We start from the raw sequence: 16562 nt of genomic DNA on the forward strand, positions 1-16562 counted from the left end.
AATCAATAAAAGTCAATATTCCTCACCTGCCCATTTTTCTAATTCTTCTTTAATTAAATCGTCTGCATTTCTATCTATCCATTTTTGTGCGGCATTATATTTTGTCTTCGCATAAGGATCTTCGACAGCTTCCTTGATTTGTTTTTTAGCTTCATCAATGTCTGATATTTTGTCGACTGAAGCTTTGCTGCCTCCGAGAGAAATCGCTTCTGATTTGGGCTTATTCCACATGTGTTTAGCTGCCGAATCAAGGAGGGAAGGGTTGCTGGAGGTGAGCGTTTTTTCAAGCGAGTTTTTCACCTCATCTTGGGCGTCTTTATCTAAAGAGGTCCAATACGCTCCAATATCTTCCCACCCTTTCTCGGAAATAGGAGAAAAGCCAAGATGAATGAACGATAGATAAATCTCTCCTTTCAGCTCTTTTTTTTCATCGAATTCATCTCTTAAGCTGTATCCTGTTAAGGATGTATCGCAATATTGCAGCTCCATTTCCCCCTCTTCATTAAACCAGGGTTTTACGCTGAATCCTGAGGTTTCCCTGCTCGAGCTGTTAAGTAGAATGCTCATATGGCCTATGAGATTATCAATATCGGCAGCATTGGATAAAATAATCGCCTGCTCCCCTTCTTTTGGTTCGTCAATGATTAGTGCTTTTATCTCTATTCCTTTGCCTTGACCGCCTGCTATTTCGATTGCATGCTTTAAATTTTCGGTGATTCTTATACCGCTTTTCCATCCTTCGTGAGTATTTCTAAAATCGGGCAGGTATTGATAAGTCATGAATTTTTTAGGGGATTGCTGCAATGAATTTAATAAGTCATGATCAGGGACAGTAAGAATATTTCGCGTTTGCACGGTCCGTTTTTTCCTCTCTGTATCGGATGTCGATTCAGAGGTGGTTTCTGCAACTGCTTCTGCTTCCGCTTCAGCTTCTGTCTCGGAAGTCTCCTGGGTTGCAGGAGCCGATGAAGTCTCGGTTGGCAACTTGCGAGAAAGAGTTTCCTCCCAATTTTCTTCTATGTTTTTTTGTTCTTCTTCCAGTTTCTTTTTAGCTTGACTCAACTCTTGAGTAACAATATCCAAAGCTGTTTTGAGTTCCCGATCATTTTCTGTTTTGATCTCATCGATTTCTTTAAGAAATCGATCAATTCGAGCGAGCTCCTGTTCGATGACAACAGTAGTAAGGTACTCGTTTGTCGGCATTGTTCCACCTTGGCGGGTTTCGCTGTTCAGGGAACTCAAATAGGCGCTGTTTCCTGTCTCTCTGATAAAAAGCCTCTCAACAATTTCATTAACTTTGGCTCTCGCAGTAATTTTTTCTTGATCGGCCTCTGTCCAGTCGCTAAAAGATTTGATAGATCCGTCTTTAAGCTGGATCCGTTCTTTCGCCCTGTCAGCAGCAAGGATCACTTGCCCTTTGATGTGCAGGACATAGGCGGCAAGATCTTCCTGGCTCTCTTCTTCCCTTGTCTGCTCGTGCTGGATTTTTAATAGGTCTCTCAGTTTCATTTCCTCGCCATTCTCTTCTTTAAATTCTGCACTCTGCTTTTCTGAAATGAAGGGGACTACAGTATGCTCTTCTCCCAATCCTCTTGCGCGGTAAAAGGCTTGATCGCGGTCATTAGCATTAACTGTCGGCGATAGCATGATGGCGCCTTTTGATCCCGGGAGGTCGAAGTGTGTTCCCCGCACATGAGGGGTATGGTAGTAAGTAAATCCCTCTTCCTCTACTTGCTGTTTTTCTTCCCGGCTGAGATCTTTTAAAGGACGCCTTACGCCATTGATCAAGGCAACTTTTTCTGTTCTTCCCTCTTCGTCCATATCCAGGTAGACAATAGGCCTTTCGCATCGCACGTGCAGTTGCTGAGTAATCTCACGTAAAGTGAGCTCATCACAAGCTCCTGCTTGGTTGATGAGAAAGCGGTATCCGCTTTCCTTTTGGGCGATGTTGATAAACTGTTCTAAAGCTTTTTTGGTATCGAGGGAATAGGTTTCAACAGGTCTTTTCAAAATCTCTGCAGGAGTTTCCGATCCTTTTTTCAATGCTTTGACGAAACGGTAAACAACTTCTGCTGTGCTGTCTCGTCCAGTTTCCGTAATGCCTTTCATTGCCTCTTGATGCCCTGTCCCCGTAATGACGTGACTGGTGTTTTCTGTTGCCGTTCCCGTTAATCCGATCACATGACATCCGCGTAGAGCGTGTTGATTTGGACGCGAGACTTCGTTGTTGCTGACATAGATCATGCCCCGTTTTGCCGCAGCTCTTGCGAATCGCAGACGCAGGAAGGTGTTGAGTGGATCGGAGCCTTTAATTGCATTTTGGTATGAAGGAGGACTGTCCGGAGAGAGGGTATCGATATATTCCTCTAGGTTTTCGATCTCTTTCTCTAAATCGCTGCCGACACTTCCTTCTTTTGCAGCAAGCTCTTGCTTAAGTTCGTTTCTTAAGATTTCGGGGATCGCAAGCTTTGAAAGTTTTTTGATCCCTTCTTTTAGCTCATCCCGTTTTTGTTTTAAAGAGTCTGAAGAAGCTTCCTTTAACTGACCTTCAACGATTTTTAAATCCGATTTCATGTCAGCAATCACTTCCTTTGCGACTGCGTTCAAGTACGCTTCTCCTTGAGGTTTGTAAAGAGCGATCATTTGCGTGAGGACCACTTGCATGAGAGGGTCGCTATATTTCGTCGTTTTAGATGTTACCCCCTGGGATGCTGGTACGCCGATCGCTCCATGTGTGGGGTCAAAGTCTCCGCTAAGACCGGCTTTAAGAGCTAAAGAGGAGCGCAGTGCACTATTCAAGGCTTTGCGCTGAATTTTTAATTTGTCCGCAGCAGCTCCTAGATTTTTAAGCTCTTTGGCATCAAAAGGACAGGCTGTTTCTCCCGTCAGCCAGTTCAGTACTTCGTCTTTTTTATGTCCCTGAAGATCGATATTTTGGATAAGGACTTCGCCGATTTTTTTGATGAAATCGTTAACTTGGCTCTCGTTAAGCGTAAATTGGTTATTGCTTTGAATTTGCTCTAAGAGACCTTCAAGTTCGGGATTTTCCCGGATAATGTCGAAAATCTCAGAGGCGACATTTTGAATAGCAGGAGCAATCGGGTCTTTTCTGCCGATTTCTGAATTGACGGTTTTGTTTGATTTGGCAACGGAGTCCACTTCGTCGATGATTAAGCGGGTATGTTTAGCCTCAAAGACAGCTTTGACTCGATAAAGCATGTCTAATGCCATCTGGTGATTGTAAAGTGAAGGATAGAAAGCTTCGATTCTCTTCTGTTTGTCTTCTTCGGATATATCTTCGTTTTCTTTAATGTCGTTGATCCTTGATTGAATGAATGCTTGTGAGCGTTCCACTTCAATGATTTTATTATCCAAAGAAGCTTTAGATTCGATGGTTGTTAAGATATATTCTTCTCTATTCAAGGCGTCGAAGAACTCTGCACATTTTGTCGATAATTCGTTTAAACTTAGCTTGTCCAAAGGAAAGTTTGCGTCCTGTCTCGAAAACAGAAATCGACTACCGGCCATTTCAAAAACAGCGCGAGTTGTCTCGTCCATTTCGTCAAAGTTTGTATCGAAAAGAGCTTTTGGCACCATTCCGATAGCATTGTATCCTTTGGCGCTTAAGATCATCAGAGCGAAAGGGAGGATCACGCTGGTTTTACCTAGTCCCATGCGCAGTTGTTTTAAAAGAGCCGGATTATCAATAATTTCTTGTAATGTTTGGACCTGGTCTTCTCTTAACACAAGTCCTAAGCGTTGTTGCAGGTAGTTAATGTGGCGCGTGTATGGGGCTAATGACCCTAAATCTTTTTGCAGATGCGGCTGGCTTTGGCAGCGGCCTGTGAAATCCCGAATTTTATCCGATTCCTTTTGCCATTTTGATTCAATGCGGGCTAACAGAGTGTTAAAATCATCATAATGAAGAAGTGCATTTCTCAATCCCTCGATCTCTTTACGAAGCTCTTCGTTTTCTTGTTTTGATGTGGATTCTTTTGCTAACTCGACAAATTTTTTTATTTTATTCTCTAATTTTTCTTTTGTGTATTGGGAAGCAATCGCTCTCAGACGCATCAGCTCCTTTTTCTCTTCGCGTAAGACGTATAGGTTCTGAATGGATGTGAAAGCGTTAAATCTGGATCCTTGCAACACTTGCCGACGTGTATCGTCGAATAGTGTTTTGCCAATCAGTGTATCAAGGTCCAACTCTTTGAAGGCGCCATCAGGAATTGTTGGCTTAGATTCTTGAAAAGATCCTTTGCGGTACTCTTTGTAGGCTGCCTCAAGAAGTTCTTGGGACGATCCCCTTCGCATCCGTATTTTCTGCAGGGATTTTGGAAGATTCCCCAAAGAAACTGCTTCTAAACGCCTAATTATTTCGTCTTGCTGTTGTTTGACTTGCTCTTGCAATTGGGCAACATCTGTAGCGATCAGCTCCTCTACATCTTCGACTTGATCTTCTCCGATCACTGTTGAGTAGGCCAGCGGGTTGTTTTTTTCAATTCTTTCAAGTCCCTTGCTGTATTCGTCCGCATAATGGGAGTCTTTCGGCATCGTTTGATCGATAATTTCAGAAATAAGAGCTTCGTGCTCGTGTTTTGCAACAAGGGGAGCTAGCTGATCGTGTGCTGTTTGGATGGCAAGAAGGAGCTCTTCTCCTGTAGAGATTTTTCTTATCTGATCTGCGAAATTTTTTGCGCCGTCTATTTTGTAAACTGCAGCTTTTCCGATCAAAGCCAAAGCATCAATATAAGGTTCGATTTCTATCGGAATCGGTTGCGGTTGAATTCTCTTACGGATTTCATTAATTGTGTCGTTTACTTCTTCCAAGCTTATACTAAAGAGGGGGTCAGCAAGGTTTTCTGCACGATTTTTCAAAAAATCTAATGTGTCCTCATTTCTTTTTGTTGTTTCTTCAAGTTTCTTAAAGAGTGCAGCAAGCTTTTCCTTAGCGACAAAACCCGTTTTACTTGTGTAGTGATCTGCATATCTTTGTTCCAGGCTTGTTCCCGTGATTCCTTTGAAAGAGTGCGGAGTTGGGTCAGATTTGCCTTCGTGAGTACCTTTCAGAACCTTTCCTAGAGACTTATTGATCGATTCGATGCGGCTTTGCAAGCCTAGACTGGCATTTAAAAGGGATGCTTGCATATTAAGAGCTGCTTGCAGCTGCTTCACATAGGTTCTTTTTTCATATCCGCCCATTCTGGAAAGATTGCTTGCGATCTGTTCTCTCTCTTGATCAGTGAAACATTTTTTGAAAAAAGGATCATTAAGGATCTCCTCAGAGACTGTTTGTTCTCCGACTTTTTTGATGGTCTCAGGTTTATACTCGATCGGTTTGAAGTCCAGAATAGCCCCGGCAGTAACCAAAGAACCCAGCGCCATTCCTGCAGCTTCCAGATTGCCTTGAGGATTGCTCAAGAGCTTTTGCATAATTTTTGCCCGCTTGCCTTGCAATTCTTTTTTTCTTTCGGAAGAAAGATTATCCGTTCTTAGCTCCTTGTCAGTTTCTTTTAAACGAGTGCTCAATGTTTCATATTCGGACGTTGAACGAGCAAGTCGGATGGCTGTCACAGGCCCTAGCTGCCTAATGAGAGAAATCCCTGCGCTAAACAATGAAGGCTCTTCTCCTGTTTGCTGTAATTGATATTCGATAAAAGCTTTTGCTGCCCCAGCTTCAGGCATATCGAACCAGTCGTTGCGTTTAAATGGCACTGTTTCAATATCGCGCATGCATTCCTCGAGTTCATTCCAGCTTTTAAGCAGGCCGGCTTTTTCTCCGATCTCTTGAATGGCATCATCCAATTTTTCAATTGATGACCGGGTTTGCTCAGCTACTTTTTTAAGGTCTTCTAAGAAGACAGACTCAGCATACTCGTTAGAAACAAATGCGCTTCTTGGAAGTTTTTCTCCCGTTAAAGGGTCTAAAATTTCTTCCTCTGTATAATTCAAATGCTCCTTTATTGCGTTTTTTACCGCTTCTTGCAATTTGTGTATTTTCTCTTCGTATTCTTCCTCTCCTAGTTCATCAACCCCTTCTTTGTGATCGTCAATGGCTTTTTCCAGGGATTTTTTTGCCGTGAAGATTTCTTCTTGAAGCTTTTCATCTCTTGCCCTTATTTCGCTGATTTGTTTGTTTGCAATATTTAAGGCATCTTCTAGTTGATCCTTAAAGTTTCCAAGAGGCGTTTTTACCTTGTTATTAAGATCATATATAAGCTTATCGAGATCCGGAATAGGCGGGTCTGTATCTGGAACAGGGTCAATTTTCAATTCCTCAATCCCTTTTAATCCCGAGTCGAAATTTGTTTTAATCCCAGTCATCCCTTTGTAATTAGAGAGTAAACTTCCCAAGTCTTTTTGTTCTGTTGTAAGGATGTGCGCTTTACTTTCTTCCAGAAATTTTTCCGCATCACCCATGATGTCCGTGCTTCCTCCGGCTTGCTCTATTAGATCTGCCATGGTTAAAAGAAATTGCCTGGCTTGCAGATCAAGCTCGCGAAGCTGCTGTTCCTGTTCCGGGGAATCGGTCGGAGGCAGGATGGATTCTTCAAAGAGAAACATCAGATCTTCAGTTGTCAGTCGATTTGTTTTGATAGAAGTTAAATAACTCCAGAAATTTTCTATCAGGTTGGCAGCTGGCAGCGGGGCATTCACTCCTTTAAGAGTGATTTCAGGGTTTCGCGGTTTTGCCATTCTCAGCAAAGCAAGGAGAAATTGCGGATCGATTGTCTTTGGCCTATCTAATGAGACAGTGGTTGCTAAACGTCCCGTTGTTCCAAAATAGAGTTCTTGGTTTTCCATTGCTGAAGATAGTCCTTGCAGCATTCTTTTGTTGATACCAATTAAAGCAGCATCTTCTTTGTCTGTAAGGGCGAACATATCTCTGTGAAGTTTCCCTTTTTTTGCTGCCGTCTCCTCTAAGACAGTATATGCCTGGTACATCTGAGCGATTTTAAAGAGTTCATTCAGCTCTTGTTCGCTTCCGGACTGAAGCGTTTTGATTTTTTGTTTGACCGCTTGAGAACGGATATGTTGGACAAACAATTCCAGCTTCAGCGCCATTGAGAGAGCTTCAAGAGTCGGAGGGGGGCTTAAAGAAACGGCAGGAGTGGCAGCAATCTCTGCAAGGACAAAACGGAGATTTTCCACTTCTTGAGGATTGCTTGGGGCAGGCTGTCCTTGTACTCTTTCCAAATGTTCTTGCGCTTTCATCATTAAGTTTCGAGCAATTGTCGGATTACTGGTCTTTCCGGCTTGTAAAAGAAATCGATGTGCAAGATAGACATTAGCGGCCATTGTTCCCTGCACTTTTCCTTCTTCTGTCATCCTGAGTTCATGCATGCCGGGAATTGTGTCCAGCATTGATTGATCGACAGAGAGTTGCCCCTTTCTGTCGACTTGTTGCCGGTACGGGATCATCAAATAAACGGTTTCTGTCCTTTTAGTTGTAATTTTTTCTCCTTTTTTCATGAAAATTTTGTCTACTTCCCTTTCAACAGGGACGACAAATTGATCCCAGTGTTCACCGAATGCAGTGCGTAAAAACTTTTCCTCGTCTCTGCCTGGCACTTTGAGCATGCCGAGAGGTTTGCCGCTTTGAGAGAGCTGCCACCTGTTTTCTGTTTTACGCATCGCAACATTAAGCCCGGGGATTCGAAGTTCATTAGGGCGGCCGGTTTGCGGATCGACTAAAATTAAAGTGTGTTTTGTATCTGCAAATAAAAGTGGAGAAGGACCGTTTAAGCGGGTAGCAGAGCCGACGCGCGCTCCCCCCAATGTGGACAGAAAGGAAATGTTGTTTGTGTCATTCATTGTTGCTTGATAGATCGTTTCTGTTGTGGGAAGTTCCATTCCCGATCCAAAGACATAGCCAATTTTGGGCTGTTTATCTATTTTCCAAATGCCGTTTGCATTGAGGAGGTGTTCAGCATGAGTCTCGATATTCTCAAGCTGCACGGGGTAAAATGTGTATTCGTCTGAAGGAAGTGTTGAATGAGAACTGATTTTTCTTTTGATGTCGACTTTAAAACCGTCGGTTCTTAATGTAAATTCCTGTCCTTGATGTTCCCATGTGTAGGTGGATGTCTTGCCTCTTTCGGTTTTGGTGATTTTTCCTTTGATGATGGATGTCCCGAGAGCCTGCTGTACATCTTTTCTTTTGAGAATCTTTTCAGGGATCGCAGCAGAGCCGAGGGTTTCTTTCGTTAGCTCGATCCCTCCGATTTCCATCGTTGATAAGTGAATTGTGATCTCTTGCACACCTGTTGATAGCTCGAACTGATTGATCTTGCCTTCGGTCGCTTTAAAGCGGGCTTCATCACTCAAAGGATCTTTTTTTTCAGCTTTCAATTTGGCGTTGACAATCTGTTTGAGCAATCCGTCGCGCTTGTCTTCTTCCATCGACTGGATGGCTGGCAGAACGTCTTGCCTTATCCAGGAAGCAGCCTCCTGCTCTAGGGAGATCAGGCTGGAAGCTGCTTCTGTAGAAGGTGATTGCAAAAGTTCATATCCTTTGAGAATCTCCAGATAATCGTCATCGTCAAGCGAACCAATACCCATTGAGTAATAGTATTGCAAAAGATGAGTGTAAGCTCGCCTCTTAGCTTCAGGATTGGTGATCTTATCGATCGGACGTTGTCCTTTCTCTCCAGATAGCAGAATATTTTTAACGGTAATGGCAGAATCTCTTTCGATCGAAGAGATTTCCATATGGCAAAGTTCAAGAAAGTATAATTTAGCTGTTAACGGCTGTATGATCGCCTCCGTGTCGAGATCTTCCCGATTGATGACATGAGTTAGTTCGGTTGCTTGCTGAACGTGTCTGTAGATCGCTCCTAATCCATGTTTATCTCTAAAAACGGGAAGTTTGGATAGCGATCCCGCCATTACACCTTGATTCTGCAACTGGTTTCTCGCTTCGTTGATATGCCCTTCCAATCGATTGAGAATAAGGGTGTAGAAACCGAGCATTTCATGGTTACGGCTTGTTTGCGCTTGCAAAATGGCTTGTTCAAGGCTTTTTATATGACTGATAAAGGCTTCGGGATGGTCTATTAATGACTGTTGAAGGACCATTGGCCCAAATAAAGACTCTAAAAGAAAATTCTGAACAAAGTCGTGTTGGATATGGGGTTGGTTGCTGATGTCAGTCAAAAAATCAAGAGCAAGAAGCGCTGTATCTGAAGAATAGGATGCGACAACGATTCCTTGTCTGCTGTCATTTGGAGCTTGACGTATTTGAAAGAGTTTTCCCAAGACTTGCGTTGGAATACTTAGAACCTGTCCTCCTGCAATCTCTTTGACATATTCACTCCAGGCATCATAACTTTTTAATACGCGTATTTCCCGGACATCTTCGTTGGAGCCAAATCCATCTGGATCTCCGAATGGATCTGGCTGATTTGTTGTTGGAAGGAAAGGCTTTTTGGGTTTCATGGCTAAATGCAGCTGATCTTCGTTGATTTCTTCTTCAATTGCTCCAAAAGAGCGCCTGTCAGATTCCCCCTGTTTGCCATAGATGTGCACTTCGGCTGCAACTTTGCCCGATTCATCCTTGATTGTGTAGAGCCCTTGCTGAGATGGGTGAATGTGAAGATCAATGGGAGACTGCTTGCCAATTAATAGGTTCGGACGTTTCTGAAAGAATGAGCGTCCGCTAGGTTCCTCTGATTCTTCGGCATATAATGTGAAATCAGGATCGGATGCCGTGTTGAAGTAGAGTTCGTTTTTTGCTGCTTGGTTGACAGCAGTATAAAAGTCTAAGGCCATCTTTATTTGACTATCGTGTTCTGCAAATGCAGCAAGATCTTTTTCAAGTTCCGGGTTATCCCAATCGATTAACAGCTCATTTTTGTTCTTTTCGTCCCATTTAATCGCTTTTAATTTGGAGACATCAATGTTGTGCGTTTTCTGTAGTTCCTTAATCTTGGATTCGACTTGACGTTTGTTTCCGTTTGAGAGAATGTTTAATAGGCTTAACTCTCTTAATAGAGGGTTGACGACAACGGTTGCGCTTTGTCTCAGCAAAGGAGACCTGGTTGCTTTGTTGTTCTGACGATAGATGCGATCCGATTTTCCCCTGTTTTGGTCGGTAACCACAAAATGGTAGACTGCCTGTACTTCCCGTTCTAATTTGGGATCAAGGGATAGGCATGTCGTTAAATCTTGAGTCAGGACACAGTTTAATCCATGTGTATCCAGGGTTCGGGCATCTAAGAGTAATAGCAGGGGATTGATCTTTAGATCTCCCATTAAAATTGTATTGTTTTCAAGGACCTTTTTCATGAATCCCCAATCCAGCTCCTTCTCATTCCAACTGATGATTAACTCTTTCTTATCGGCATTCCAGTTAATTCCGTTTTGCTTGAAGGAATCTTGATTGTTTTTAATTAGGCACTGCTTAAGAAGATCTATCATCGAATCCTTGTCTCGATCTTGAATTTTGGCGTTGTTCAGATCTTCAACCCAGGAAAATTGCTCGCGCGTTTCTGCTATAAATCTTGCAAGATCTTTAATTGTTTTTGGGTCCAACTTCTCTAGGTTGATGATGACGCGCCCCTCGCTTTCCAATACGTCTATTCCTTCCATATTGGCGAATGTTTTGAACTCTTCGGGGGTTTTTGTGTAGAGGTCTGTTAAGAATTTTTCGATTTTTTTCTGCTCTTCTTTAACATCCTCGCGAATCAATGCCATGCCGATGGCTTGCCCTTTAATCATTAGAAATTTTTCTTTTCCGGATAGGTCGGTTTTAGACAGGCGCATTTGCGCTTCCCAAATGTGATGCTCCAATTGCTGCACATTACGCCTCATCTCGACTCTTTGCTCTGCTGTTAAGGATCTCCAAATAGAGGGCGTGCCATGCGCTCCGTCTGTTCCTGGAGGAGGCAGCATGGCAAGGAGCTCTAGAGAACGTGTTTTGATTTCCTCATACATCGCCTGCTTTTTAAATGGATCAGGCTCTCTGGAGATATCTTTGCTTAACTGTTGCAAATGAGCTGCCATTGCATTGACTGTTTCTCCGAATGCTTCAAGAATAGGTTCTAATTTTTCAAGATCAGGAGCAGGAGATTCATCGATCTCTTCAAGATTGGAAGGGGTTAGGGTTTCAGGAATTGCAGGATGTGAATCAATCATTTTCAGGAATTGTTTTTCAATTTCGAGAAATGTGTAGAGTCCTTCGCTATTTTTCAAATTTGTTAAAATTTCTTTGAAAATTTCCTCTTGATCTGTATCTTTTACTTCTTCCTTTATGCTTTCGATCTGCGTTTTAAGTTTTTCAAATTTCTTAAAAATTCCTTTTTCTTCGCTCAAGGGCTCTAGTATCTTTAACATCATTTCGTATTCACGCAGTGCTTTTTCTGTCTTGGCAATCTCTTGAGGATTTCTCTCCTCGCTTTGATTCAGTTCTTCCAGCTTCTTAGAAAATGTATCGACATTCTCTTTTGTCGCTTTTATAAGGTCCGCAGTTTTGTGTTCGACTTTTTCTTCGCTTTTTTTCTTTTTTAACTCGAGTTGTTCTTCCCATAATTTTTGGTAATTCTCTCCCATTTTCTTTCTAGGAAGAAGGTGGCGAATATTGATCAGAGCCCTAAGGTCATCTGTGATTGAAGCATAAGGAGAGCCGCTTGCAAGTTGGGGATCGAGGATTCGGTAGATCACTTCGAGGTATTCTTGTAATAGAATGCTCTTGCCATTAGGCGTGTCGATGGTTGGGAGCATTTGGGGGCAGATGATCAGTTGTCTAATGATTGAAGCAAGTTGATCTTGATTAATCCCTGCTTGTCGACTTGTTCCCAAGAAAGCCAAAGCCTCTTTGTCCATGCTTCCGAAGATTGCCTGGATGATTTTGTCCAAACTTTCTTCGTCGACTTTATCCTCTTTAATGAGGCTGCTGATTTCAAGAGATTCTAGTAAATTTTCTGATTTGGAAATAAGGTTCTCTATGATCTCTTGAATAGAATCAGCATTCAGATTGTTCGGTATTTCAAGAGTTTTTTTGTCTTTTTCAGAAAGGGGAACCGGAGAATTCATGATCTTTTGAATCAGCTCATCTTTTTTTTCGGGCTCTAAATCATCATAGTCTTTTGCTTCTTCTTTTAGCTCTTCAAGTTGATCTTGCGCATCTTCAAAACGTTGGATGCTGCGCTTTTTTACATCGTTAAACTCACGGACAATTTGCCAATTTCTTTGTTGAACCATCTTTTCAGGAGAGAGCAACTCCTCTAGAGATCTGGCCTTTGACTGCCACTCCTTCATCCATTCAGCTTCGTCCAGATTTACGGCCAATGAAGCGTCCATCATTGTTGCTGCCGGATCTACAGGAGGCTCCAGATTTACAGATCCAACTGTGATTCCGGAAAGTTTGGAACTTTGTGTTTTTGACAAAATTTTTGACATTCCCGCTCTTTTGCTGTCTCTTATTTTACTTTCAAGATGTGCGATTTTCTTCTGGCAAAGTTCTTCGGTATTTTTAAGCGATTGCGGAATCCCGCGTGTGTCAAGCATGTGATCGCCGTTGATGCTCACAGCAAGCCGTTCTCTCATGTGCGCAATTTGCTCTGCAACATTTTTATAGACAGCCAGCTGCTTTTCAGGGCTTGGTTTTCTGAATCGAGGCGGCTTGCGCTCCAATTGACGCATCTGGTCTTGGGCATAGTCTTCTGTCAGGAAAAAGAGAAGGTTCAGCTTCTCATTTTTATGCAGCTTTTGTTCACCTAGAAGATGGTTAAACCAGCCGGCAACTCGTTCGGATGGGGTTTCCGGCTGCCTTTTCATTTTTTGCTCGCCGATCTCTACACTGTCCCATGTGCCTTTCATGGATGTGTCGACTGATCGCATAAAGCGTTCGAATGTCAAACTAGTTACCCGTTCCTCTTGAGGGGATTCAAACCTTTCTTCTGCTGTCTCTTTCCTTTTTGAAACTTTTTTAATTTCTTCCTGGAGCCTGGGTTCAATTTGACTCCTTGTGATCGCACCAAAGGTGTTACTGGGTTTTACCGCTTTTTTTAAAGCCTTTGTATGCGTTTTGGGAGAAATCAAAGGCTTGAATGCTTCATCAAGAACAGCTTTGATGTGAGGTTGTGTCACAGAGTTTGAATGAAATTTTCTTCGATGCAAAGGGGCTATTTTCCCTTTTCCCTCATGGGTGTCGGCATAGATTTCGAGAATCAGACCGCCTTCCTTTGTGTTCGAAAAGTGAAGCATCACAGGTTGCAATGCCCCGTCTTGGTTGCGGTACCCTGTTGCTAATGTAAACGAACTTTCTTTATTTAGATCGAAGATTTGTTGTGCAAATCGTTCGGAAAGTTCATCCAGCGCTTTTGTTTGATTTTTAGAGTCCAGAGCATGCTCGATTTTTTTTGCGTTGATGATCAGACCCCCAATCTCTTTTTCGAGCTCCTTTTTTTCCCCTTTTCGAATGCTCCCTGCAGAACTGAGCCATTGTTTACCATTTTCCAAGCTTTTCCTTAAGGCGCGGAAATCTTGTTTGACCGTCTCTCTATGCGTGCGCTGTTTCAACTCTTTTGAAGGATATGTCGGCTGGTAAAAAAGATTAGCGATTGCCTGAAAGAAATCCCTGATAGAGTTGACAAACGATTTTGTCTTGATCCTTTCTTGAACCACAACAAGTGAATCTTCTTCTTTTTCTCGTTTGACAATGTGAAATTTGTCTGCATGATCAATCACGACGGAAAATTCATACTCTCCGAGAACCTCAATACGCATGTGATGGTCTTTGTTAGTCGATAACGAAACATTATTGTTGATGACGCTGGCAATGAACTCTTTCTGCGTCAAACTTAAGTTTTTCCGCTTCCCTGACTGCTCGACGCTTTCGTAGCGGATCTTGCACGGCTTCTCGCTTTCGGTCTGCTTTAAAAGTTCTTCCCTTCGAGGGTTATACTCGAATTCACCTAAAGACATCTCTATCTCCCATTAAATAACCTTTTCGATTTTAATTATAACAGATAATTTTTTAATTTAAATTTTTTATTTGATTTTTGATAAGAAATTAAGGCTAAGAATAAAAAAGCGATATACCGATTTTTAGCTGGTAATTTTTTGAAGAATACACTATAAACACATGGTAGCCAATAATTTTGACTTGAACTGATCTATGTTAAATAGTATGACGGCCTATGGACGCGCCGAAAAAAAATCGGATTTTGGAAATGTCGTTGTAGAAATACAGTCTGTGAACCGAAAATTTCTCGATCTGGCCATTTCTCTTCCGAAAGAGTTCTCTTCGCTCGATGTTCCGGTGCGTCATCGAATATCTTCTTTGATCAAAAGGGGGAAGGTCAATGTTAAAGTTTTTGTCGAGTGTTGTGGAGAAACTCCGGTGACTGTCAGGCCAAACCTTCCTTTGGTTCGCCAGATTAAAGAGGCATGGGAACTGATGGAAAAAGATCTCCATGTCGTTTGCGGGATCGATTTGAAAACCCTCTTGCAAATGCCCGATGTCTTCCAATTCTCAACAGAGGGAAAGTCTGAGGAGAAGTGGAATCTGTTGATCCATGAAGCTTTAGACGAAGCGCTTGCAAATGCGGCTGAAATGAAGCAAAAGGAAGGATTTGCGATTCAGCAGGACTTCGAGTCCCGTTTGAAGACCTTGAGGAATGCACTCGAAGAGATTCAAGTGTTTTGTCCGGAAGTTAAGGCGAGGAATAAGGAAAAGCTTAAGCAAACGTTATCGGAAGTGATGGATGAGGGAAAAGAGTTTGAAGAGCGTTTGCTTCGGGAGGCGTGCCTATTTGCAGAAAAAGTGGATATTGAGGAGGAAATCACCCGCCTCACTTCTCATCTGAAGCAATTTGACGAGAGAATGAAAAGCAGTAGCGAACCGGTGGGGAAAATATTGGAATTTTTGCTTCAGGAGATGCTTAGAGAAGTGAATACAATCGGTTCGAAAGCGCAGGATTTGCGAATTTCCAATCTCGTTGTACAGATGAAAACAGAGGTTGAGCGGATCAGGGAGCAGCTGCAGAATGTCGAGTAAATTGCTTGGAAACCGTGAAAAAGGGCTTGTCTTTATCGTCAGCGCTCCTGCAGGAACGGGAAAAACGACATTGACCCAAATGCTCGTTGATGAGTTTCCTTGCGTTGTGGAAAGCATATCGTATACGACGCGGGAAAAGCGTGAAGAGGAGGTGGACGGCGTCCATTACCGATTCATCACCCGCGAGAAATTTGAGGAAAAAATTCAAGCCGGAGAGTTTCTAGAGTATGCTGATATTTACGGAGACCTTTACGGCACTTCAAAAAAGTGGGTGGAAAGCAGATTGGAGAAGGGGCTTCATGTCGTTTTGGTGATCGATACGCAAGGAGCTTTGAAGCTTAAATCGCGCTATCCTGCAACCTATATTTTTATTAGCCCTCCATCTTTTGAAGAGCTGCGGCGGCGGCTTTTGGAGAGAAGAACCGAAAGCGACGAAGTGATTGCAAAAAGGCTGGCATGGGCAAAGAAAGAGGTGGAAAAAAAGAATGAGTACGATTACTGGCTAGTGAACAATGACTTGGAAACTGCTTATCAGGTGTTGAGAAGCATTGTTATTGCCGAGGAATACAAAATTAAAAAAGTTAAGAAAGGAGTCTAAATGGACATCATCGATCATTTGACAAACGAGAAGATCAGCAAAAATTTCAACAATCAATTCGATCTCGTCAATTATGCGATCAAGCTCGCAGCAAATATGATTCAAACAGGCCGTGAACCGCGTGTGAAAATGAATACGGAGAATCCTGCATTATTGATATTGGAAGAGATTATCGAAGGGAAGGATACGTTTGTTGAAGTTTCAGCGAAAAAGGAACAGAAGAATTTCAAAGAGATAGAATTAGAACGTGTTAAGGAAAAAGTAGAAGAGGAAGCCGACGATTCAGAATTGTTGGAAGACGAGGAGGAAACTCAAGAAGTCCTGTCTTAAATCATGTTGATTGTTGCTGTTACCTATCAGGAGATTGTTTATTTTGGGGCTTTACTTGTCCTGGTTCTGATTGGGTTGATAGCCGTTTCTATTTTTAATTGGTGGGTTTCCCGCAATCCGACCTGTCCCTCTCCTTATACAGGAAGTCCGTTGAGGAGAGGTTCTGACATTCATTGGATAACGGCGGAAAAGGTGCTCCGTTTTTTGTACGATAGGCATGAGTATCACAATCGGATGTTTGATTTGAGAAAAGCCGCCATTTGCCGGGAAACCGGACGCATTTTTCCCGATGCAGTGAACTGGTATGGCACGATCAAAGTTGACTGGAGTTTCATTTCCAAACGTTATCCGGGAGATTTTGTTTCCTGGGGGAGTTTAGCGGAAGTCCAACAGCTGCATATCGTGGACATGCATGAATCGATGGAGGGATTTCAGACAGAGTTTTCCTCTTCGACCCCTTCTCCGAGGAACATTGAGAAAGATTATGCCTACATGTCTCCCGGTCCCTTGTATGTTGATTTGAAAACCGGAATTTTAATGGGATGGAAAAAAGTGCCCGAAACTGAGCTTGAGGTTTTGATTGTTCAAAAGCCGATTGAAAAGTACCTCCCTGGAATTGATAGTAAATATTGA

Annotated in this window: 5 protein-coding genes; 4 read left to right on the forward strand and 1 reads right to left on the reverse strand. The window is 42.5% G+C overall.

Going from position 1 to position 16562, the window contains the following annotated elements; translation table 11 throughout:
* Nucleotides 1–12: 12 nt before the first annotated feature.
* A complete protein-coding gene (locus WCW_RS03395) occupies nucleotides 13–13926 on the reverse strand; it encodes a hypothetical protein (RefSeq protein ID WP_013181790.1) in 13914 nt (4637 codons plus the stop codon).
* A 205-nt stretch (nucleotides 13927–14131) separates the two neighbouring features.
* Here WCW_RS03395 and WCW_RS03400 point away from each other — a divergent pair, with 205 nt between their 5' ends.
* Genes WCW_RS03400 through WCW_RS03415 form a run of 4 tightly spaced genes read left to right on the forward strand, consistent with a single transcriptional unit; the run spans nucleotide 14132 to nucleotide 16562 of the window.
* Complete coding sequence (locus WCW_RS03400; protein WP_041941498.1) at nucleotides 14132–15001, forward strand: YicC/YloC family endoribonuclease; 870 nt, start codon at nucleotides 14132–14134, stop codon at nucleotides 14999–15001.
* Complete coding sequence (gene gmk / locus WCW_RS03405; RefSeq protein ID WP_013181792.1) at nucleotides 14991–15599, forward strand: guanylate kinase; 609 nt, start codon at nucleotides 14991–14993, stop codon at nucleotides 15597–15599. Before WCW_RS03400 ends, gmk begins: the two co-directional genes overlap by 11 nt.
* Complete coding sequence (locus WCW_RS09680; RefSeq protein WP_013181793.1) at nucleotides 15600–15929, forward strand: DNA-directed RNA polymerase subunit omega; 330 nt, start codon at nucleotides 15600–15602, stop codon at nucleotides 15927–15929.
* A 3-nt stretch (nucleotides 15930–15932) separates the two neighbouring features.
* Nucleotides 15933–16562 carry a hypothetical protein gene (locus WCW_RS03415; RefSeq protein ID WP_013181794.1) on the forward strand — a complete coding sequence of 210 codons (630 nt, stop codon included), beginning with the start codon at nucleotides 15933–15935 and terminating at the stop codon, nucleotides 16560–16562.

Source organism: Waddlia chondrophila WSU 86-1044 (assembly GCF_000092785.1).
Classification (GTDB): domain Bacteria; phylum Chlamydiota; class Chlamydiia; order Chlamydiales; family Waddliaceae; genus Waddlia; species Waddlia chondrophila.